Source organism: Paenibacillus sp. FSL R7-0198 (genome assembly GCF_038000415.1).
Lineage (GTDB): Bacteria > Bacillota > Bacilli > Paenibacillales > Paenibacillaceae > Paenibacillus.
The window spans coordinates 144,024-167,227 of record NZ_JBBOCB010000001.1; the positions used below are offsets into that span (position 1 = coordinate 144,024).

Annotated in this window: 17 protein-coding genes; 12 read left to right on the plus strand and 5 right to left on the minus strand. The window is 44.1% G+C overall.

Annotated elements, in window-relative coordinates:
* Positions 1–215: 215 nt before the first annotated feature.
* The 5 genes from MKY87_RS00570 (at position 216) to MKY87_RS00590 (ending at position 6,728) form a co-directional block, all read left to right on the plus strand.
* A complete protein-coding gene (locus MKY87_RS00570; RefSeq protein ID WP_036616097.1) occupies positions 216–1,100 on the plus strand; it encodes an ABC transporter permease in 885 nt (294 codons plus the stop codon).
* 18 nt (positions 1,101–1,118) lie between these two features.
* Positions 1,119–1,988: a carbohydrate ABC transporter permease gene (locus MKY87_RS00575; protein WP_017688372.1), complete on the plus strand. Its 870-nt coding sequence runs from the start codon at positions 1,119–1,121 to the stop codon at positions 1,986–1,988.
* 291 nt (positions 1,989–2,279) lie between these two features.
* The gene (locus tag MKY87_RS00580; protein ID WP_340962492.1) at positions 2,280–3,965 is read left to right on the plus strand and encodes a hypothetical protein; all 1,686 of its coding nucleotides are present in this window, start codon (positions 2,280–2,282) and stop codon (positions 3,963–3,965) included.
* Positions 3,966–4,037: 72 nt separating this feature from the next.
* Positions 4,038–5,756, plus strand: coding sequence for a discoidin domain-containing protein (locus MKY87_RS00585; protein ID WP_340962494.1), 1,719 nt, complete (start codon positions 4,038–4,040; stop codon positions 5,754–5,756).
* Between the two features lie 30 nt (positions 5,757–5,786).
* A complete protein-coding gene (locus MKY87_RS00590) occupies positions 5,787–6,728 on the plus strand; it encodes a family 43 glycosylhydrolase (protein ID WP_340914643.1) in 942 nt (313 codons plus the stop codon).
* Positions 6,729–6,808: 80 nt separating this feature from the next.
* Here the strand turns inward: MKY87_RS00590 and MKY87_RS00595 are convergent, their stop codons facing one another.
* The 3 genes from MKY87_RS00595 to pdxR all read right to left on the minus strand — a co-directional run bounded on the left by MKY87_RS00595 (position 6,809) and on the right by pdxR (position 11,052).
* On the minus strand, positions 6,809–7,336 hold the full coding sequence (locus MKY87_RS00595) for a DinB family protein (RefSeq protein ID WP_340914642.1): 528 nt from the start codon (positions 7,334–7,336) through the stop codon (positions 6,809–6,811).
* 144 nt (positions 7,337–7,480) lie between these two features.
* On the minus strand, positions 7,481–9,502 hold the full coding sequence (locus tag MKY87_RS00600; protein WP_340914641.1) for an ATP-dependent DNA helicase: 2,022 nt from the start codon (positions 9,500–9,502) through the stop codon (positions 7,481–7,483).
* A gap of 59 nt (positions 9,503–9,561) precedes the next feature.
* The gene (gene pdxR / locus MKY87_RS00605) at positions 9,562–11,052 is read right to left on the minus strand and encodes a MocR-like pyridoxine biosynthesis transcription factor PdxR (protein WP_340962495.1); all 1,491 of its coding nucleotides are present in this window, start codon (positions 11,050–11,052) and stop codon (positions 9,562–9,564) included.
* A gap of 147 nt (positions 11,053–11,199) precedes the next feature.
* On the opposite strand from pdxR, the gene pdxS reads away from it, so the two are divergent.
* From pdxS to MKY87_RS00640, 7 genes are all read left to right on the plus strand, one after another.
* A complete protein-coding gene (pdxS, locus tag MKY87_RS00610) occupies positions 11,200–12,084 on the plus strand; it encodes a pyridoxal 5'-phosphate synthase lyase subunit PdxS (RefSeq protein ID WP_340967356.1) in 885 nt (294 codons plus the stop codon).
* 205 nt (positions 12,085–12,289) lie between these two features.
* Positions 12,290–14,749, plus strand: a complete 2,460-nt coding sequence (locus tag MKY87_RS00615; protein ID WP_340962496.1) for a GH39 family glycosyl hydrolase — start codon at positions 12,290–12,292, stop codon at positions 14,747–14,749.
* A gap of 201 nt (positions 14,750–14,950) precedes the next feature.
* The gene (locus MKY87_RS00620) at positions 14,951–16,183 is read left to right on the plus strand and encodes a PTS sugar transporter subunit IIC (protein WP_062834547.1); all 1,233 of its coding nucleotides are present in this window, start codon (positions 14,951–14,953) and stop codon (positions 16,181–16,183) included.
* A 19-nt stretch (positions 16,184–16,202) separates the two neighbouring features.
* Entirely contained in the window at positions 16,203–18,476 is a 2,274-nt protein-coding gene (locus tag MKY87_RS00625; protein WP_340962497.1) for a beta-glucosidase, read from the plus strand.
* Positions 18,477–18,741: 265 nt separating this feature from the next.
* Positions 18,742–19,788: an ABC transporter substrate-binding protein gene (locus MKY87_RS00630; RefSeq protein ID WP_340962498.1), complete on the plus strand. Its 1,047-nt coding sequence runs from the start codon at positions 18,742–18,744 to the stop codon at positions 19,786–19,788.
* A 194-nt stretch (positions 19,789–19,982) separates the two neighbouring features.
* Positions 19,983–20,642, plus strand: coding sequence for a TetR/AcrR family transcriptional regulator (locus MKY87_RS00635; RefSeq protein ID WP_340962499.1), 660 nt, complete (start codon positions 19,983–19,985; stop codon positions 20,640–20,642).
* Positions 20,639–21,775 (plus strand): alpha/beta hydrolase, encoded by a 1,137-nt coding sequence (locus MKY87_RS00640; RefSeq protein ID WP_340962501.1) that lies wholly within the window; start codon positions 20,639–20,641, stop codon positions 21,773–21,775. Before MKY87_RS00635 ends, MKY87_RS00640 begins: the two co-directional genes overlap by 4 nt.
* Positions 21,776–21,925: 150 nt before the next feature.
* On the opposite strand, the gene MKY87_RS00645 is transcribed toward MKY87_RS00640, so the two are convergent.
* Positions 21,926–22,264 carry a cupin domain-containing protein gene (locus MKY87_RS00645; RefSeq protein WP_340962502.1) on the minus strand — a complete coding sequence of 113 codons (339 nt, stop codon included), beginning with the start codon at positions 22,262–22,264 and terminating at the stop codon, positions 21,926–21,928.
* Positions 22,265–22,343: 79 nt separating this feature from the next.
* Positions 22,344–23,171 (minus strand): AraC family transcriptional regulator, encoded by an 828-nt coding sequence (locus MKY87_RS00650; protein ID WP_340962503.1) that lies wholly within the window; start codon positions 23,169–23,171, stop codon positions 22,344–22,346.
* Positions 23,172–23,204: the final 33 nt, after the last annotated feature.

Here is a 23,204-nt window from a genome sequence, read left to right on the forward strand (position 1 = left end):
ATAAATGAAAGCGGTTTTAAAATGCTTCAGGGCGGGGTTATGATCTTGAAATTTTGGCATTTTGGAATGAAAGCGCTTTTGTTAAGCTTATCTTCAAGGATCGCTTTCGAAAATCCATCATAGAGGAGGTATGCAACATTAACGAGATTGTGCCCGCCAGATCCGCGAAACAAACAAAAACAAAGCTTTCCCAGCGGACTTCATTCAAAAAGGAAATCAAGAAAAGCTGGCCTTTGTACGTTCTGTGTATTCCCGCATTTGTGTTTGTGTGCATCTTTTCTTATGGCCCGATGGTAGGTTTGCTTATGGCATTTCAGGACTACAAACCATGGTTGGGCATCACAGGTTCCCGGTGGATCGGGTTAGATAATTTCGAACGAATTTTCCAGTACAAAGAAGCCACACAAGCGATCGTTAATACGTTAATTATCGCCGTTTCCAAAATTATCGTTGGTATTATCGTTCCGATTGTCATGGCTATTCTACTGAGCGAGATCCGAAATATGGGCATTAAGAAAAGTGTACAGACACTGGTGTATCTACCGCATTTCTTGTCCTGGGTTACTGTGGCAGGGTTGATGATCGACATTCTGGGATTAGACGGAGGAATCAATCACATCTTAACCCGGATTTTCGGGAACGATCCCATTTACTTCTTGGGTGATCCTGATCTGTTTCGGTTCACGGTTGTGATCAGCGATGTGTGGAAGAGCTTTGGTTTTGGCATGATTGTCTACTTAGCGACCATTGCAGGGATTAATCCATCTTATTACGAAGCGGCCGAGATCGATGGGGCCACACGCCGGCAGCAAATTCGATACGTTACCTTGCCTAGCATGTTGCCCATGATTATCGTCATTTCTACGCTGAGTCTGGGCAATATTCTGGACGCGGGCTTTGATCAAGTCTTCAATCTGTACAATCCGCTTGTCTACAGTACAGGAGATATCATTGACACCTATGTCTACCGTTCATCCTTGTTAAACGGGCAATACGGCTTCGGAACCGCTGTAGGACTGTTCAAATCGGGGATTAGCTTGATCTTGATCGTTGTCTCTTATAGGCTGGCCTATAAGTATGCCAATTACAAAATATTCTAACTAGGAGGGAGAGGGATCATGTACCATAAGACGACAGGTTATAGAGTATTCTCCTATTTTAATTACGCGTTCATGATACTGGCTGGTCTGGCGTGTTTTCTTCCACTACTTCATCTGTTGGCACAATCGCTCAGCAGCAAAGCGGCTATTAGCGGTAATATGGTTTCATTTTGGCCAGTCGGGTTCAATGTGGACGCCTATGTAAAAACGTTCAACAATTCTAATTTCAACGGTGCCATGCTGACATCCATCACTCGAACCGTACTGGGTACAACCATCAGCATGTTTATCCTTACCTGTGCAGGATATGCCTTGTCCAAGGAATTCCGGGGACGCAACGTGCTCATGTGGTTTTTTATCTTCACCATGCTCTTCTCGGGGGGATTGATACCTTCTTACATATTGATCACAGCCCTTGGATTAAAGGACACCATATGGGCGCTTGTGCTTCCAGGCGCTTTTGGTGCTTATAATTTGATTCTTCTCGTTAATTTTTTCAAAACGATTCCAAAAGCCTTGGAAGAAGCAGCTTTCATTGACGGAGCGTCCTTTTTCGTAATTCTCAGCAAAATATATTTACCATTATCTCTGCCTGGCATCGCAACCGTATCCCTGTTCATTATGGTGGGGCACTGGAACTCCTGGTTTGACGGGATTTTGTACATGTCGGATGCAAGTAAGTATCCGCTGGCTTCGTTCTTACAGACCGTTGTCGTGCAGAGCAATATGCAAAATATGGCGATGAGCCAGTCTGAAGTCGCTGCAATGTCGGAACAAAGTATCAAAGCAGCTCAAATTTTCGTCAGCACACTACCGATCATTTTGGTCTATCCTTTTTTACAACGATATTTCGTGAAGGGAATTGTACTAGGTGCCGTCAAAGAATAGTTAGGATGACGAAAAATTGGATCGCTATATAAATTCAACTAAAATTTACACGATAACGGAGAGGACAGAAAAAGCCTGAAGAAGCGGAGCGTTCGCCTAAAAGCTTTCTGAAAGAAAGCTGCATCGCAAGCATACGCTATTACCAGAATTTCACCTTTGTAAAAGTGAATCAAAAATTCTGGGGATAACAGCGATCAGAAGGTTGTTCTGTCATCGGAGTGTCAGTGTAAATATGAAATTAGTTGAGCTTATATAGAAAACAAATTGAGTGAGTGAAGGGGGCATGTTTCCATGAAGAAAAGAACTGATTTATGGAAAATGGTAAGTATGGTTATGCTGTCGGCTATTCTTATGGCTGGCTGTAGCAAAGGGGAGAGTGCTTCCGAGACCGTACCGGCATCGGTGCTTAAGGACGGAAAATATGATCCACCGTTTACGATCACCATCGCCAAACAACAGGATGAAAATGCTGGAAAGTACATCAACGGTGAGACGTTAAATGACAATGTATTGACCCGCTGGGGCGAACAAAACCTGGGTATCAAAATCCAAACCACCCTGCTGGGAGGTGATGCTTCACAATACAATACCAAGCTGCGGCTGGCGTTGACAGGTTCGGAGAAACTACCCGACGTTCTGCCCGTCTATGACACCATGCTGGTCAATGATCTGATTGAGTCGGGGCAAGTCAAGGAGATTACAGAAGACATCTCAACCTACATGCCTGACCGGATAAAAGAAATATACAAACAATACCCGACCACCTTCAATCCAGTGGTTAGGGAGGGCAAGGTCTACGGGATGGCCATTGCGCCGAATTTGACGGAAGGTGAAGTCATGTTGATCCGCCAGGACTGGTTGGACAGTTTAAACTTGAAAGCGCCAACAACGATTGAGGAGTTTGAACAAGTCATCGCGGCGTTCACTAATGAGGACCCCGATGGGAACGGCAAGAAAGACACATACGGCTTTACTTTTTCAGGTAAAGATTCCTACAATACGGGCTGGGTCAGCGATCCGGTCATGATATTCAGCGCATACACGGGCAAACATCTTCCAAGGCAATGGCATAACGACAATGGCAAACTCACGTATGGATCTGTGGCTGCTGGCAACAAAGAGGCACTTGCCAAGTTACGCGATTGGTATGCAAAAGGGTACTTGAACAAAGAATTGGCCACCCAAGGTGCATGGGATGCACTGTCCGATTTTACGGAGGGGAAAGCTGGTATCATCATTGGTCGTCCTTGGCTTTACGACAGTGTGAAGGACGTAGAGAAAAATGTGGAGGGTGCAAAAATCAGTGCTTATCCGACCATTCAAGGTGTGAACGGTGATAAGACCTATCAATCCGCCCAGTTGAACGATGGTGTGTTCATGTTTAACAAGGATTTTCAGAACATGGAAGCCTTCTTCCTGTACTACGATAAAATGTACGACGCGGCGTTCAGTACGGGAGATTTTAAATACGGCTACGCGCAGGGATACGATTACGATATCGTCAACGACGAAGTCACTTTTGATCCAACGAAATTTAATACGCCATTAGAGGCTGTGCAGGGCGTTGGGAAAATGGCATTTACCAAAAATACACCGAGTGTTGATGGTCCTGGCCAATCGTACTACGATCTGGCGAATGGAGTTAAAGCCGACACGGGCGTCCTCATTCAAAGCGCTTCAAAAGATCAAACGACACAGGATGGATATCGGATTTCGTATGAAAACAGAGATGTTTTACTGCCAAATGAGTTTAACGGTCCACCAACACCAACGATGCAAAATGTGTGGGAACAGTTGACTACCATGGAACAAGAGACGTTCACCAAAATCATATATGGCAATGAGCCGCTTGAAGCATTTGATACCTTTGTGAAACAGTGGCATGAAAAAGGCGGAGACACCGTTATCGAAGAAGTTAACGAATGGTACAACCAAGCCAGCGAGACGGATGTAATGACACTGATGAATTTGAAATAAAGTCTAGTTTCACCTGAACCAGCCTTCCGGCAACAGGGAGGTTGGTCTTCTAAAAAAAGGAGATGATGAGACATGATCAAAGGTAAATCGTGGATGGCTATCGTCATTGCATTGATGTTGTTAACAGTGCATTTAACGTCCTCAACTCAAACCGTTCACGCTACTGCTGGTGAAGAGACCAAGATCGCTGCAACACTGTTTGTCCTGAAGAATGAATCCAAAGTATCCAATGCCAAAATTCATTGGGCACCTGTCCAGGGAGCGACTGCATACGAGTTATACAGATCCGAGAACAATGCACCTTATACGTTATTACAGACCTTAACCGGTACAACGACGGATGATTATGAACTCAATATAGGTAACACATACAAGTATCAAGTGAAGGCATATGGCGGAACTTCCTTGTTAACCTCCGCTGTCTCGCCAGAATATACCCCTTATAGCCTTCCAGAAGACCTCACAACTTTTGATAACACAACGCAATCAACGCTTATGCTCCCGAATGAACTTAAAGTTGGGGATACCTACTACAGGTTTAATTTTGTTCAAAAGCCATCAGGTGGATTTGGAGAAATGATTCAACAGACATCAACAGATGATATCACCTACGGTAACGACAAAGTGGTCCTGTCCTACACGGATCATCCCGATCTGGCGAACTCCAAATTTGAGGGGATTAATATTCTATACCATGCGCCCACAAACAAATTCGTTTTTTGGGCTCACTATGAAAATAGTACAGATTACACGCTTGCCAGAGTATCTGTGGCTTCAGCTACACCTGGAGAAGACTTTACATTTCACAAAAGCTTTCGGCCGGAAGGGAACCAATCCCGGGATATCTCCATTTTCAAAGATGACGATGATTCGGCGTATCTGATCTCTACGGCCAATAATAATTCGGACACCATCTTATATAAGTTAACCTCCGATTGGTTGGATGTGGATCACCAAGTTTCTGTTATTTATCAAAATCAACACAGGGAACTGCCCAAGATGATCAAAAAAGATGGCATTTATTATTTGTTCTCTTCCCAAGCGGCAGGTTGGTACCCGAGTATACCCTTGTATTCATCAGCAACAAGCATTGACGGAGATTGGTCTGAATTACGGACAATTGGCAACACGTCAACCTTCTCGGCGCAGTCCGGTTCCGTTATGCGGGTGAAGCCAGATACGGGCAACAACGTAGTTATGGTTGCGTATCGCTGGATGTTCGGCTGGGCAGGTACGCAAAACGGAACAACGGAGGAACGACTTCTTCCTGTGTGGTTCTCCGATGGTTACGCATTTTATGATTATTTTGATCAAGTCCTGTACAACACAAGCGATGATGTCCTAATTCCGGTTCAGAATGGAAAACTGCTGTCTCAGGGTAAACCGGCAACAGCCCAAACGGCTACTGGAACAAATCCGGCAAGTTATGCTAATGATGGTAACTATCAAACCGAATGGATCGGCACAGGCAGTTCCTGGCCACATTGGTGGAAGGTAGACCTCGGCTCCGTTCAACAGTTAAATAATGTGCAAATCTCCTGGTGGATGCAAAAAGGCTCCGAAGGATTTTACAAATACAAAATTGAGACCAGCACGGATAATGTAAACTGGACCGTAGCACTGGATCGAACCAACAACACATCTTACGGTTTCACCTCAGATACGCTATCGAGCACTGCTGCCAGATACGTACGAATTAACATGCAAAATGCGTCACTTCATAACAACCCTAACAACTGGTACACGCCAAGACTTTGGGAAGTGAAGGTATTTGGATCGGACACCAATTAACGTTGTTCTTAAAAGAAGAGAGGTAACCGTGTGAATAATCAATTAACCAATGGTACACTTTGGAAGGATCTTAGCGGTCAGCCGATCCATGCCCATGGTGGACATATGTTATTCCATGACGACTATTATTACTGGTATGGCGAAGATCGGAGAGACGATATATATGTGAGTTGTTACCGTTCCAAAGATCTATTCAACTGGGAGTTTCGAAACCATATCTTGACGACCTCTACGCCAGCTGCACCCATTCGAGTTCGGACAAATCTGGGATTAGTGAACGATAAAGGTGGAAAGGTGAATCTTGAACGGCCTAAAGTACTTTTCAACACGGTGACAAAGAAGTTCGTCCTCTGGGTTCACTATGAGAATGGTAATAATTACAACGATGCCGCATGCGCCATTGCCACATCGGATTCTCCGGATAGCCATTTCGTGTATCATGGCAGCTTTAATCCGTACGGGTATATGTCGCGTGACTGCACGCTCTTTCAGGACGATGACGGGACAGCATATTTTATTTCGGCTGCCAGAGACAATGCGGACCTGCACATCTATCGTCTGCAGAAGGATTATCTTAATGTAGAAAGTCTTGTCGGAAAGCTGTGGCAAGGGGAATATCGGGAGGCGCCAGCTGTCTTCAAACGGAATGGCAAGTATTATATGCTGACCTCATTTTGCACAGGCTGGGACCCCAATCAAGGGAAATACGCGATGGCGGATACGATGGATGGACCATGGGGGATGCTAAGCGATTTTGGCGATGAAACGACGTACCGAACGCAACCAGCATTTGTGCTGAAGCGATCAGAAGAGGAGTATCTATACTTTGCAGATCGCTGGAACGGATCGGATTACTTCCAATCCAGCTATGTGGTCCTGCCCATTGAATTCAATGGAGACATTCCTATTCTGAATCATTATTCCACATTATCTTTGGGAGAGGATACACATCTGATTCATTTTGAACGATAATTTGAACGATAAAACGACTGATGAGAAAAGACTTTGATCCTACTGAGAATGTAGGTTCAAAGTCTCTTTTTGAATGAATTTTATAATTTCAAATCTAACGAATAGCGATCGCGAAGTACTGATAAATGATGGAGCTCATGTCCAGCCATAACAAATGCAATCGATCGAGCTGAAGCAGGATTATCACTGACGATCCCTTTACAGAGCCATGCTTCCGGGGTGAGGCGACGGAGCATAAGAATGGTTGAGCGACGTGTGACAGCATATTCTTCATTCAAATCAGCTACGGTATACGCATTGAAGGGATGGCTCTGCATAAGCACGTCCTGATCGTAGCCGGGATGATTCGCTTGGTCACCTCTGGCGATGCGAAGCAATCGGCTGCTCATAATTCGTTCGTTATCCAAAAGGTGGCCGATGACCTCTTTCACGCTCCATTTGTCTTCGGCGTACCGATAATTTACTTGCTCCTCTGTCAATGAAGAGAGTAAAGTTGGTATGATGTTGGCTTGCAGCTCTAAGCGTTCGATGATGTTCCCTTCAGGAACAAGCTGCATGTACCCTTCATAATAAGCTGCATATTCCTCTTTAGTTGGTCTTTCAACCATGTAAATGCCTCCTTTGGGATTCGTAGATCTGGAATATATTGTAGCATATATCCTACAGCATGAAATGAGCCCCTCCGCTTTATGAGCGAAAGGGCCGTTTCATGTAATTTAGGCAGTTTTTCAAGGTTACGTATTATACCACTTCTAATCCGTACGTCGTATCCCCTTAATTTGTACAAATTTCTCCAAAACCGCAAAATCCTCCGTCACTTTTTTGAACGGCAACGTGTCCAGCACCTGTGCCCGGTAACTCTTTTTAGCCGCTGCGCTGAGACGGGAGTCAAGTATACTGAGTATGCCAAGGTCCGTTTCACTACGGATCAAGCGTCCAGTTCCTTGCCGTAACCGAAGAAGCATGTCCGGTACAAACACCTCCATGAACGGATTCTCTGTTACAGATGCCTTATATTCATAAACAGGGTCCGACGGGACAGGGAAGGGCAGCCGGAAAATAATGACCTGTGACAGGTCAGAACCCTCAATATTCACGCCTTCCCAGAATACACCTGTACCCAAGAGTACACCTTTGCTTTTCCTAAATTCAGCGATAACACTGTCCTGGGAAGATCCTTCTTTTTGAACATGGACTCCCCATGTGTATTCATTAGCCCTTGAGATCAACTTTCTGTAAATGTACTTCATGTCTTCCTTTGCTGAAAAAAGGACGATTGTTCTTCCCTGAGTTAGATTACAGAGTTGGACCATTTCTTTGTAAGCTGCTTCAAGATAGTTTTCGCGCTGATCGTGGTGGTAATAGGGAACTTTGTTCGAAATATACATCATGGTATGGTTGGTGTAATCAAAAGGGGAAGGTTGGCGCTCTAGGAAATCTCCCTTATAACCGAGGGAGTGCGTCATATAAGAATATTGTTCCTCCAGCGTATCCCCGCCTTGGCACAGCGTTGCTGATGTTAGGATTACAGGTATCTTGCCATTAAATAAAGCGTATTTCAGAAATTGGCTTATATCTTTGGGACAGATGCTGATTGTGGTTACTCCCAGGGGACTGCTTGCCCATCTGAGATAGTTGTCCTCTATTTCAGCCAAGACATGGATGAGCGTAATGAGCCCATTTATGGCTTCAAAAGCGTCATCGATCTCCCGCTCGTGGCGTGAGGTCAAAATGGAAAGACGTAGACTGAGATCTTTTAATTCGTTCGAGACCTGGTTCAACGGTATTCCTTTGATCTCTGACACTTTGATTCGGTCGTTATCCTGCTTGGCATGGTCGAGAAGATCCGCGTTTACCTGTTTGAAGATGCGCTCAGCGCAGTTTTTGATGAACTTGGATTGTGAGAAGAGACTTTTATCCCCGGACTGTTTCGTTAGAAGCTGCACCGTGGTATCCAGAATGCGGCAAATTCCTCGATAAGTGAACTCAAGTGTTCTGGCATCCCGAACTTTTGTTTCCAGATTATGCGCTTCATCAATGACGATCAGAGCAGGCTGTTCCGAGATGATGCTTTTGGTTCCTTCTTTTTTCTTCATCAAATCCCGTATGAGCAAGTCCTGGTTCACGATAATAAAATCAATCTCGTGAGCTTTTGCATTTAATTTCGCTCTCATATCGTAAAACAAACATGCAGTTTTATGATGACAACGTTCAAATTTGCAATCATTCACGGAAACGTGGGACCATTCAGCATCACTAATTCCAGCTTTAATATCGGCTCTTTCATCAATTTCATAATCTAATATGCGCTGCGCAAGGGTAGACACGGAGGAGTTAGCATCATCAAGACTGATCAATTCCGCTGCTCTACTTCGGCAGGCATACTGACCCATGCCTTTTCCCACGACGGAGCGAACCGTTGAGAATCCCAACCGACTACCAATGATCCTTAAATCTTTATGTATCTGTTCCGAGAGCTGAATGGAGGAGGTAGCTATAATGACTGGTTTCTGAGACATTTGATTCGTGAGCAGGCTTGGGATCAGATACCCAAAAGACTTGCCGATTCCGACACCAGCTTCAATCATGGCATTATGTCCATGGATATATGCATCGGCGATATCAAGAGACATTTCTGGCTGTCCGATCCGCTCTCTAAGGCCGATACGTGGGAACCGGTCATAAATTCGGAAGATGGCGTTAACCAAAGAACGTTCGATTTCCTTGTCCGGTTCCTGTTTATTCATTTTGTAGAGTTCATTTAACCAATTCATAACGATCGCCCCTCTTCCGAATGATGATCTTCTTGTACTCACTTTGGAGACGATTTACCTCACAATGCAGTTGTAACGGCATTTTTTAATCTGGATACGCCTTCCTGTAATTGTTCATCTGACAAATGTGCAAAAGACAAATAGATACCATACTTCGTACCAACAGACGTTGAACTGCTGACTTCTGAGTATACCACACCTTGTGACCTAGCTGATTCCCGAAAGGCTTCATAAGTGGTCACATTACCTCGCCACCAACCAAACACGTGTAGACCCGCTTCATTCTCCACCCAATCAAACCATGTAGAGAGGTTTTTGTTCAAAAGTTTGAGTAACAGATGGAATTTGCGACTGTATAATCGATTCATTCTGCGCAGATGACGCTCATATTGACCGCTTGTCATGAATGCAGCTAATGCCCGTTGTTCGATCAGGTTGACGGGTCTTGGCTCATATAATGCCTGTGCCTTTCTAAAGGTGTCAGCCAAGGTAGGGGGAAGAACCACATAACCAAGTCGTACTTCTAAAGGCAAGGTTTTGGTAAAGCTGCCCAGGTAGATTACACGTCCAGCTTTATCGAGTGTTTTCAGTGGTTCAACATGCATTCCGCGATATCGGAATTCACTATCATAATCATCCTCAACAATCATGGCATCATTTCGCTGTGCCCAGTCCAGCAAGGTTTGTCTGCGTTCCAGACTGAGCATTTCACCAGTAGGAAATTGTCGTGACGGCGTGACAAACAACATACGTGCTTCCCAGTCTTGAGGCACAACGCCCTGACCATCGAGATTAGCTTCAATCAACTTTGCACCCGCAGCCAATATGGCTTTAGAAATTCCGACATAACAAGGACTTTCTGTCACTACATAATCCCCAGGATCTGCAAGTAATTGAGTGAGTAGAGCTATAGCTTGCATGGAGCCTGCAGTTACTGCAATATGATCCGGATCGACTTGAATGCCCCGCATCCTTCGAAGATAGGCAGCAATGGCTTCTCTCAATTTTGGATCCCCGGTTGAACTAACCATGGCAGAAGTTGTTTTCAGGTGATGCTCACGCTGCCTTATCTCTGCATACAATCGATTATTCCATTCATCGTAAGGAAACTTGGAGAAATCAGGTTGATATTTGCTAAAGTCGATCACTTCGTCGCTATTCATTCTGAAATCATGTGTATAAGCATTGGCTGGTGCATTTCTTTGAATCGAATGCTGTTCAAACTGCTGAATACGATTTCCCCAGGCGGATAAGTGATGCGTACAAGCTTTCACGGTGGACGCATTATTGTTCAAATCCAACTGGTAAGCAACAAAGGTTCCTCTTCCATGCTCTGAATGAATGTAACCTTGAGCAGTCAACGTATCATAGACCTGATTCACAGTTCCTCTGGAAATGTGATACGTCGCAGCTAACTCTCTAGTAGAGGGTAACTTCTCACCATGTATAAGATTACCTTCATGAATTGCATCACGAATGGCATGATATAGAGCTTTCATCTTTGTATATTTTCGGTTCAAATATGAACTGTAAGCTACATGAAATTGCATAGGACCTCCAGAGTTATCATTGAAGTGGTACAATAAAAACCAAAAATATTGGATCTTTTTATATGACCATTCTCATTCTATACTAAATCATAGATTAGAGCGATGCCTTTATTGAAAACCACCCAAAAGTTAATTAGGAGGACTACAATCATGCAAACAGGTACAGATCGTGTAAAAAGAGGAATGGCTGAGATGCAAAAAGGTGGCGTCATCATGGACGTTATGAATGCAGAGCAAGCTAAAATTGCTGAGGCGGCAGGGGCAACAGCTGTTATGGCTCTTGAGCGGGTACCATCTGATATTCGTGCAGCAGGCGGTGTAGCTCGCATGGCAGATCCTACCATCGTTGAAGAGGTTTTGAAGGTTGTATCTATCCCAGTTATGGCCAAAGCACGTATCGGTCATTACATAGAAGCCAAAGTGCTTGAATCCCTAGGTGTGGACTATCTCGATGAAAGTGAAGTTCTTACTCCTGCAGACGAAGTGTTCCATATCGATAAACATGAGTTTACTGTACCATTTGTATGTGGAGCCAAAGATTTGGGAGAAGCTCTTCGCCGTATTGGTGAGGGTGCATCGATGATTCGTACAAAAGGTGAGCCTGGAACGGGCAACATTGTTGAGGCAGTTCGTCATATGCGTCTAATTAACAGCCAGCTCCGCAAAGTGCAAAACATGTCCAAGGACGAGCTGTACGCTGAAGCAAAAAATCTGGGTGTAGCTTATGAGTTACTGCGTGAAGTTCATGAAAACGGCAAACTTCCTGTCGTTAACTTTGCAGCAGGCGGTGTAGCTACTCCGGCAGACGCAGCATTAATGATGCACCTGGGAGCAGACGGTGTGTTTGTAGGATCAGGTATTTTCAAATCCGATAGCCCTGAGAAATTCGCTCGTGCAATCGTTGAAGCTACAACACATTACACAGATTACAAACTGATTGCCGAAGTATCCAAAAACTTGGGCGCCCCGATGAAAGGGATCGAAATTTCTAAATTGGCTCCAGAAGAGCGCATGTCCAACCGCGGTTGGTAAGATAGCAGTCCATCTAGTTGAATAGGTAGTTTGAACATTTATATAGAAGAGCCGATCAATTGAACCTTAATTGATCGGCTTTTTTGTTCTTACTGTTTAGCTTGTTGATATCTTCAAAATGCTGTGGCTATAATAATCGGTATGAAGGAAGGTGCAGACAATTCGCTATCTATATGAGTTTATTCAACATCAGGACGATCTGCCTATGAAACTCTTCGTGAACTCGGTAAAACATATTGATTTCCATTGGCACAAGGAAGTGGAAGTTGTATATGTTCTCCACGGTTCAATCATCATGTATCTGGACCAGCAGCAATATACACTGCATGAAGATGATGTGATTGTGGTTAACAGTATGTCCGTCCACAAGATCGAACGAACCAATCAGGACAATGTGTTATTAACATTGCAGTTCGGTCCCGAGTTGATGAACAATAATGCGTTTATCTCCTGTAACTCTGCTATGAACGTGGAACAAAACGCTCCTCGCCTGCAAAGTATTAAACAATATCTTGCGCAAATGGTATGGGAGATCAACAAAAAAACGCCGGGTTATCAAAATTTCACAATGGGCAGATTACAGATGTTATGCGGATGCCTGCAGAGGTATTTTTCCAGTGGAACGAATTCCGCATTGGAAGACGGTAGCAGGGATTATGACTATAAAAGACTGAACAGGGTCCTCACATATATTGATTTACACTACAATGAGAAGATTACACTGCAGGATATGGCGCATTCCGAACATTTAAGTTTGCATTATTTCTCCCACTTCTTCACCGACAAAATCGGGATACCTTTCCAAAAGTATTTGACGCTCATTCGCTTGGAGAAGGCTCAGGCTCAGCTGGCAGCAAACGATAAAAATATCTCGGAGATTGCGCTGGATTGCGGATTTGCCAATGTGAAGCTGTTTAACAAATACTTCAAGGAAAAGTACGGCTGTACGCCCGGTTCCTATCGGGAAGCTTCTCGTACACCGGAACTCCATCAGTTGAATGTGAACCGCAAACCCAAAACATATGAGGAGTCTTCAAGCGGAGATTATTACGAGATGGAAACGTTGAATGCGATTAGCTTACTGTATCGATATCTGGATGTTAAGGTTGACGCTGATCAAGACACGCTTCCTATACCGTCTGTACATCTGTCAGACCAAACTTATATTGAAATTCGTGCGGATCAGACGTCGTCTGTCTACGAAAAGCACTGGAATATGACCATGACGGCTGGGAGAGCCATTGAAGGTTTACGTGAAGATTGGCGGAAGCAGCTCTCCGCGCTGAAAGGAAAAGTACCTTTTCAATATATTCGATTTCACGGCATCTTCAATGACGAGATGATGGTGTACAGCGAGAACGAGCAGGGCACTCCCCTCTATAATTGGTCTTATGTGGACAAGTTGTATGATTTCCTGCTGGATCAGGGTGTTCGGCCATTTGTGGAATTAAGCTTTATGCCGAGCCAGTTGGCGAGATCCAAAGAAACGCTGTTTTGGTGGAGAGGGAATATTAGCCCGCCATCCGACCCTGCCAAGTGGCAGGCGCTTGTTGGTGAATTCGTTCGCCATTGTTTGAATCGTTATGGGGCGGAAGAAGTGAGGCAGTGGTATTTCGAAGTATGGAACGAGCCTGACCTGGCGGGTGTTTGTTGGGCAGGAAGCAAGGAAGAATACTTTACGTTTTACGAATCGACCGTTCATGCCATCAAATCGATTTTGCCGGAACTGAAGGTGGGTGGGCCAGCTATGGGTTACGGATCTCTCTGGAACGATACCTGGGCTGAGGAATTTTTGTCCTATTGCCGCAAGCGGGAAGTGGCTCTCGACTTTTATTCGTTTCACATCTATTCGGAGTATCCCAAGCTAAAAGTTGAAGACGATCGTTTAACGCAAATCATGCCGCCTGCTTTTTATAAAGAGAGTATTGCACTTATGCGGCAAAAAATGAATGCGTCATCGTACGGTCATGTTGAACTTCATGTCACAGAATGGAACTTTTCACTTTATGACCGTAACTTGCTGCACGATACCATGTTCATGGCTCCGTTTGTCATTTACCACACCATGAACACACTTGGTGACGTGAAAGCGATGGCTTTCTGGTCCTTTACTGATGTATTCGAAGAAAGTATCGTTCCCGCTTCTCCTTTCTACGGAGGTTTTGGCCTGATTAACCGAGATGGGCTGAAGAAACCCAGCTATTATGCATTTGAGCTTATGCAAAAGCTTGGGGATGAGCTGATGGTCAAGGGAGACGGTTATGTCGGAACCCGAAAAAGGGATGGAAGCATGCAATTTTTGTTCTATCACTATGTTCACGTAGACCAGCTGTTTGCAAGTGGAGATTGGTCGGAATTATCCAGTTCAACCCGCTATGACGTATTTGAGGAAAAAGGCAGCAAAGCTTATGCACTTACCCTGAGCAATCTCGAGGGGCCTTATAAATGCACCAGTTATCAACTGGATCGGGAGCATGGATCGGTATTTGATGAGTGGACCCGCATGGGATCGCCATATTCCTTGACGGAAGAAGAAATCGCCTATCTAAACGGCAGGAGTGGACCCGTGATGGGGACAGAGATGATAAGAGATGAAAGTTGGCGCAGAGAGATTTTTCTTCCACCGCATGGGGTAATGCTGCTCATTTTGGATAGGCAATATTAAAAAAAGGCTCTTAAGACATCCTTTCAGTAGTGAAGGGATGTTTTTTGTTGTTTATTTCTTGTTCAGGCTGGCAAGCTAGAACTATAGTGATGGATTGGGCAAAAAACGAACCATGATGCGGCAAGTTCCAACAAGAAAGCGTTAACACAAATCGATATACTATGGTTGTGGCAGCTTAGAGGAAGACAGGGGGAGTTTTGGATGAAGCGTTTCATGAAATGGATGACAGATTCGTTTGCGCCAAGATTGGAGGCGTTTACGAACAATATTTGGGTTTCTTCGATTCAAGAAGCCATCATGGTCGCCATTCCGATGATTTTCATCGGTTCGATTATTACATTGATTTCGATTTTGCAGGATTTCATTCCGGGAATGCCGGACCTGACACCCATCACGACATTCAGTTTCGGTTTGCTGGGGTTGTTTATTGCTTTTTTGACGCCTTATGTCGTGATGGAAAAAAGAGAACGACACAAAATCAAGTTGCTGGCGGGAATGACGGGGATATCTCTGTTCGTTATGCTGCTTAACCCGACAGTAAACGAAGACGGTACCATTCAGTTCATCCTTGAACGATTTGGACCCTCGGGGATGATTACAGCACTGTTGGTAGGTGTATTTGTCGCTCTTGTAATGATCATGTGCAACAAATTTTCGTTCTTCAAAAAAGGGTCTTCACTTCCCGAATTCATTATGGACTGGTTCGATTTTCTCGTCCCGATCGCCCTGGTATTAACAACAGGATGGTTGCTTGTATATCAGCTTCATTTTGATATTTTTGGACTGATCGTGAACGTATTTGAGCCGATCAATGCCGTTGGACAAAGCTTAACCGGATTTTTATTGTTCAATTTCATTGGCGTTGTACTGTATTCTTTCGGCGTAAGCCCGTGGGTCATGACACCGATCTGGTACGCAATCTGGATACCTGCAATCGAAGAAAATGCAGCTCTTGTCGCAGCGGGACAAGATCCGGTCAATATTAACACATTTGAAACCTTTTTCTCCGGCTGGCTGGGTATTGGCGGTATGGGTGCGACTTTGCCGTTAGTTGTTTGGTTCCTGATGGCACGTTCGAAAAAACTGAAATCTGTCGGCAAGGCGACGATTATCCCGTCCTTGTTCAACATTAATGAACCTGTCGTGTACGGAGCACCGATTGCCTTTAATCCGTTACTCATGGTGCCGATGTGGATTAACTCACTTATCACGCCGGTGATTGTGTACTTGGCTCTCGACTGGGGTTGGGTACGGATCCCGAGCCAGATCTTCCAGCTATGGTACACGCCAATCGGCCTGTCCACCTACATTATGTCCGGACTCAATGGGCTTATCTTGCTGGCGGTCGTCCTGGTGATTGTATTTATTGTCTGGTTTCCGTTTTTCAAACTGTATGATGCACAGGAACTGAAGAAAGAACAGGAACAAAATTGATATTAGAAGGGTGAGTACTATGGATAAATCAATCAATGAATTGTTGACGGCATTAACGCTGGCCGAGAAAGCTTCACTCTGCGCAGGATTGAATATGTGGATGACAAAAGGAATCGAGCGGTTAAACATTCCGCCAGTTCATATGTACGATGGGACAAACGGCATCCGTAAAACAAACAGCGATGAAGAAATGGGGATTACAACGGAAAATGTACCCGCAACCTGTTACCCTACGGGTTCAGCCATCGGTTCTTCGTGGAATACGGATTTATTGTATGAAGTCGGTGTGGCACTGGGACGTGAATCCAAAACCATGGACGTTGAGCTGCTGCTTGGACCTGGTGTCAATATGAAAAGAACGCCGCTTGGCGGAAGAAACTTCGAATACTACTCGGAAGACCCATACTTGACGGGGGAACTTGGAGCGGCGTTTATAAACGGGATCCAAAGCGAAGGCGTGGGCGCTTCTGTCAAACACTTTGCGGGTAACAACCAGGAGTTCGAGAAGATGGTAACCAGTTCGGAAATCGATGAGCGAACGCTCCGCGAGATTTACCTGAGCGCCTTTGAACGTATTATTAAGAAATCCGATCCTTGGACGGTTATGTGTTCCTATAACTTATTGAATGGAACATATACAAGTGAGAATGAACATTTGCTGCATGATATTTTGAGAGAAGAGTGGGGTTATGAAGGTGTTGTTCTATCCGACTGGACAGCTGTCAATGATCGCATACGCGGTCTGAAGGCTGGGCTTGATCTGGAGATGCCGGGTCCCGCCAATTACAATGCCAAAGCGATCATTGAAGCAGTTCAGAACGGAAGCCTTGCCGAAGAACAGTTGGATCGAAGTGTGGGACGGATTTTGAAGTTGGTTGAGCGAGTAACGGGTAAGAAAGACTTGGATTCTTCTCCAGATTCGGACTATCATGCACTCGCGCGTAAAGCGGCGGCCGAGAGTATTGTGCTTCTGAAAAATGAGAACGCGATTCTCCCGCTAGGGCAGGAGTCCATTTCGTCGATTGCCGTGATCGGACGGTTTGCCAAAAAACCGAGAATTCAGGGAGCGGGCAGTGCAAAAGTAACGCCTACAAAAGTCGATATTCCATGGGACGAGATAAAAAATCTGGCTGGTGATGCCATGACCATGACTTATGCAGAAGGGTACCCGGAGGATGACTCCATCAATGATGAGCTAATCAAGGAAAGCGTCTCATTAGCCATGAATTCCGATGTTGCTGTACTGTTTGTTGGCCAACCGGAATATGCGGAATCGGAGATGCATGATTTGCAAGGCATTGATCTTCCCGAGCATCAAGTGAAATTGATTCTCGCGATAGCCGCGGTTCAACCCAAGTGTATTGTCGTAACGAGCAGCGGTTCCGCACTGGCGATGCGCCCATGGGTACAGCATGTACCTGGTGTGATTCATTCTTGGTTGTCGGGTCAAGGCATGGGTAAAGTGATTGCAGATGTATTATTCGGACAGTTAAATCCTTCGGGCAAACTGTCTGAGACATTCCCTGTCAAACTGTCGGACAACCCTTCACATATGCGAATTCGCGGAGAGAACGGCAAGCTGTATTATCGCGAAGGCTTGTTCGTGGGTTATCGATATTATGACCGGAAAGAACTGGCACCTCAATTCCCGTTTGGACACGGATTGTCTTACACATCGTTCTCCTATACGGATCTGGAAGTGTCTCAGACCCACACCGGTGTTACTGTGTCCTTCCAATTGAAAAATACCGGAAAGCGCAAGGGGAAAGAAGTTGTTCAATTGTATGTTCACGATGAAGAGTGCACATGGACCCGTCCAGAGAAAGAATTGAAAGCTTTTGCTAAAGTTGAACTGGAGCCGGGTGAAAAACGCAAGATTACTTTTGAACTGGAAGAGAGAGATTTCTCATATTACAACACCAAGTATAACCGTTGGGTGGCAGAGACCGGGTTTTTCCAAATTTCACTTGGCAGCTCGTCCAAAGATCTCCGAATTACGGAACGTCTGCATTGTGACTTTGGTAAGGAAGAAATCACGTTCCACAAATTCAGTCTGCTCAGTGAGTGGATGAGTGATCCTGTGGCGAAAAAGGAATTGGAGTATTGCCTGAATGAAATGAACGGGCATGTTACGGACAAGGTATATCTTAACGAGGAGTTTGTGGGATTCTGGGCAGATTTCCCGATGATCAAAGTGTTCCAAATGTTCGGCCAACAATGGATGAATGAGCGGTCACCTGATGAAATTATTAATGAACTTATCGCCAAAGTTAATCAGGCACGTAATAAATAGTTAAGTAAAAGAGGAACCAAGTTCAATCCCGTACAGGGGAGATGAACTTGGTTTTTCTGTGAGCCCAAAATAAGAGGCACCATATGAGGGTCTCTTTTAATTCATCAGACGAATGATATTGATTATTGTTCTCATTTACATGCTTCTACATTTACTGTATACTGACAATAGTTATTTTACATATTGGTCTAAACGACAAGAGAGAATTCAAAAGGGAGAGATTATTTACATGTTGGTATCCGTTAAAAAAGGGATGTTTCTTTGTTTGATTACTGCAATTATTCTGGTGCTCGCAGCGTGTTCAAGCAACAATGGTGGAAGCGAAGATACAAATGGAACCTCACAGCAAGCTGTGGAGAGCAACGCCACGAATGATGCAACAAATGGGGAACAAACCGACGTAGAGACTTCAGCACCTGCTGAAACAACTTACCCGGTAACCGTTTCAAATTATACAACAGAGAACGGCACATGGGTGAAGAAGGATCAAACGTTTGACAAGGCACCTGAACGAGTAGTTGCCAATACCCAAGGTGCAGCCGAGCTGATGATTCGCCTTGGTTTGACAGACAAACTTGTAGGTGTAGCTGCGTTGTTTGGTAGTGTACCTGAAGATATTGCTGATGAGTTCAAACAAATTCCTGTGCTTGCTGAAGGCTATGTAGGCAAGGAAGTGACAATAGGGGCTACGCCTGACCTGGTTGTAGGGCGTGGTGGATTGTTTGAGGATGCGGACTGGGGTGTTGGTACAGTAAGCAGCTTGAATGGTATGGGGATTAAAACGTACGTACAAAGCACCAGTGTTCCTGATGCATCGTTAGATAGTCTGTATCAGGATATTACTGAATTAGGTGAGATATTCAACGTACAAGCCAATGCAGCGGCATATATTGAGACGCTTAAAGCACGCGAGAATGCCTTGTCGGCCCGAGCTAGCTCTGAAACGATCAACTATGCATCTTTTTCGGATAATGGTGATGGAACTATTGGAATCTACAACGGAAATGGTGATACGTTTATTGAAAGTGCAATGTCATTAATCAATATGCATAATATGCTTATTAATGAAACTGGCACACTTAGTCTGGAGAAGTTAATCGAGATTAATCCGGATGCCATGATTATTTCGAGGTATGCAGGTGGCATTGATCCTGAGCAGACGATTGAAAAGCTGCTTGCCAACAAACAGGTACAAAACATTAACGCAGTTAAAAACAAAAAAATCTACATTATCGATTTCAACAACTTCTGGGGTTACGGGGATTCCATCTTCACAGGAGTTGAAGGACTCGCGGATGATCTCGGGTTGTAAATCAGTACCATTAAAAGTCGCTATTTTAGCGGCTTTTTTTGTTATCAGGAACCCAATTCCTGTCTCAAGCTGATCCCGGTCAGCCCGCCGAATGATAATGAGTTTCTGAACAATCTATCTTAATACGATTTGACTTGTGAATGTATTATCAGTATAGTGTGAATCAGTTCACACTTCATATTAAGGAGTAATCTATGCCAAAAAATACTTTCTTTCGTTTAGACGAAGCAAGGCGCGAGGAAATATCGAATAGCGCTATGCATCTTTTTGTTAATAACCTTTACGAGGATATAACTATGAAGATGCTTTTGGATAGTTTGTCCATGCACCCCGGAACATTTTATCGATATTTTGAAGACAAAGATGACCTTTATTGTCAATTAATACGTAATGTGACCCAGAAAAGAGCTGCATATTTTAGTAACAGTAATGAAGATTCCCTTTACAGCTATTTCCTCACTGGCTTATTTGGTAACGTTAATGGCATGGTGACCGAGCCGCTGAATGAGTTGGAAATCAAACTGACTAAAACATTTTCATATATTCCTGAGGACATTTTGCTTAAAGTATATGTGAATGTGTTAAAGGGCGAGTCATTCCCCATGATCAAGGACATTTTACGCCGAATGAGGGTTGATGGATATCTCCGACCGGATGTTGACGACGACCTGATTTCTTTTATGTTTGAGTCAATGCAGCTTAATTTAATCTTGTTTTTTAGAGAATTCGATATTAAGGACTCTAAGCTGCAACATAAGATCAGCAAATACTTTGCTGAATTTATGGGCCATGGACTGCTTGAAGATCATAAATATTCTGAAATGGTTAACGATCTCAAGGGGGAAAGAAAATGAAAACCTATGACGTATTTCCAGAACCAATTGGCGGCTATACTGTCGGTCGAACCCAGATGGATTTTGAGTACACGGCATCAGATTACTCCAAAAGAGAACTGACCGCTTTTGTGTATTATCCGTCTGACAGTAGCGAAGGTAAAACTACATCAACGTACATGTTTCCTGAAGTCTACGGGATGTTTAATGAGCAGCCACTTGTCACTGCGTTGAAGGATGTTTTCTCTATAGATATCAAGACCCAGTGTTACGACGACCTTGCTCTCTCCGGGAAGGAAAAGCGCTATCCAGTGTTATTCTATGTTTGCGGTGGAGGCGGTTCTCCAGAATGGGGTACAGTGCTCTGTACAGACTTGGCAAGCATGGGGTATGTTGTGGTAAGCATCGGCCATCAGAATAGCACGATGTATAAACGTAAAGATGGGCGCCTGTTTAATGTATCCAAGGATTTTTCGGATGTCATTACAGCGTTTGGTGAAGATCCGGAGATGCTGGCGTTGGCTGGTAAGATGGAGATGCGTCCTGACGATGAAACTGCCATTGAGATGTGCCGTAACGTGCTTGCACTACCGATACTTTCCAAGATAACAGAGTATAGTGAATCACAGGCAGAAGATGTAAGGTATGTAGCCGATTATCTTTACAAACTGGACTCTGGAGAGCTGAATTCCATCTTTAAGGGCAGATTGCTGCTTGACATCGGCATGGGTATAGTCGGACATTCTTATGGAGGGCCTACGACGGCGATGGTTTGCCGGGATGACGACCGGTTCGCCTGCGGGATTGGCTTGGATAGCGGTGCGTTTGGACTTCTTGACAGCGATCTTAAGAAACCCTTCTTGCTACTGTTTTGTGAACCTAACTATAATATGAATGCGATTATTGGCGCTAACAATAGCATGGAGACCTATTATTTCTCAGTTGATCGTGTTGCACATTTGGATTACTGTGACATCGTGTTTACCAGTTTTAATGAGGAACTCAGAGGTGAACGGGATGCTATGGAGATGCGAAATATTGTTACAGACTATGCGAAGAACTTTTTTGATCATTACATACTGCAGAAGGCAGCAAGTTTGGAAAGCCTGGCATACGATGGTGTGGAATTGATCAGGAAGACCAGCAACAAGTGACATAACCGAGAGACTACTGATTAATATATGTCAATTAATACATGTCAAAGAACTAGCCGTACAGACGCAGAGCCGATAACCCTATTACGCGGTTATCGGCTCTCTGACTCTGATATTGCAAATTGACATCCTGGTTCCAATAACTGACGCTTATTCGGCCTTAGTCCAGTCAGTGTTTACTTTGCTTCCAGGTTCCATCAACATGATATGACATTCCTTTTCGGCGGAAGGCTTGATCTCGACTCCCTTAGGGACAATATACATCTCACCCTTGGAAATCTTCACATGCCCATCACGAAAATCAATTATCATTTCCCCTTCGAGCACAAAAAATAACTTATCGGTCTCCTCATGAACATGCCACTCAAAATCTCCAGCAATCTTAACGATCTTAAATTGATAGTCATTCATTTCACCAATGAGTTTGGGAGACCAAAGATCGTTTAATTTCGAGAATTCCTCATTCAATTGAATAGCTTGATAGTGCATCGTCATTCCTCCTGTGTATTAATCCTATAGTTTCAGTATACTGATCTAAGCTTTTGTATAACATGGATGCCTATTGAAATCAGGATGGATTATTGATGAACTTCAGACGATACTCCGTAGGAGAAATACCACATTGTTTCTTGAACACTCTGCTAAAATAAAAGGGGTCAGCAATGCCAACGGTCTCGGCAATCTGTTGTACAGACGCATCACTTGCCAATAACATTTGCTGTGCCATATTTATACGATATTTCAATATATATTCTGCCGGACCCATACCCGCATGTCTTCTAAACACGTAGGAAAGTCGATTTCGATTAACGTTATTTTGTTCTGCAAGCGATGCGACAGTCAGACTTTGATCATAGTTTTCTTGGATATAGGTAGAGACCCGTTCGAATAAAACATCTGATTCACCACTATTTTGCCTATGATCAACACATATTAAAGTCTCATTCAGTACATCGCGAAACAGCATCTCGGTCTGAAACTTTGAAATACCTCCACGCTGATTATACACATGCCAAAGACGCGTGATTAATTCGATCAGACGTGGGGACTGACCCGTTGATAATTCAAAATGCTGATGGGAAAAGCTTGTCTCTTCGAGGTCCGAACTACATATCCGGTATAAAACGAGGATGTATTCCCAGTCCGTTCTATGAAACACGGTTTGATCCAGTTTCATTTTCGCGCCCCCATGTACAACTTTTCCTGGTGAAAAGATATAGGGCGTACCATCAAATTGAAATTGTATTTTTCCTGTAAGAGGAAATACAAATCCAGGAAAAGAATCGGTATAGTCAGCCGGGGGAACCCCTGGATTTCTAGCATATCGATATACTCCTTCTACTTGAAAAGGAATGTGTGCAAAATGCGCTGCTAACTGATTAACGTCTACTTTCACATTACGTACCTCATTTCAAAAGTGTTTGCCGGT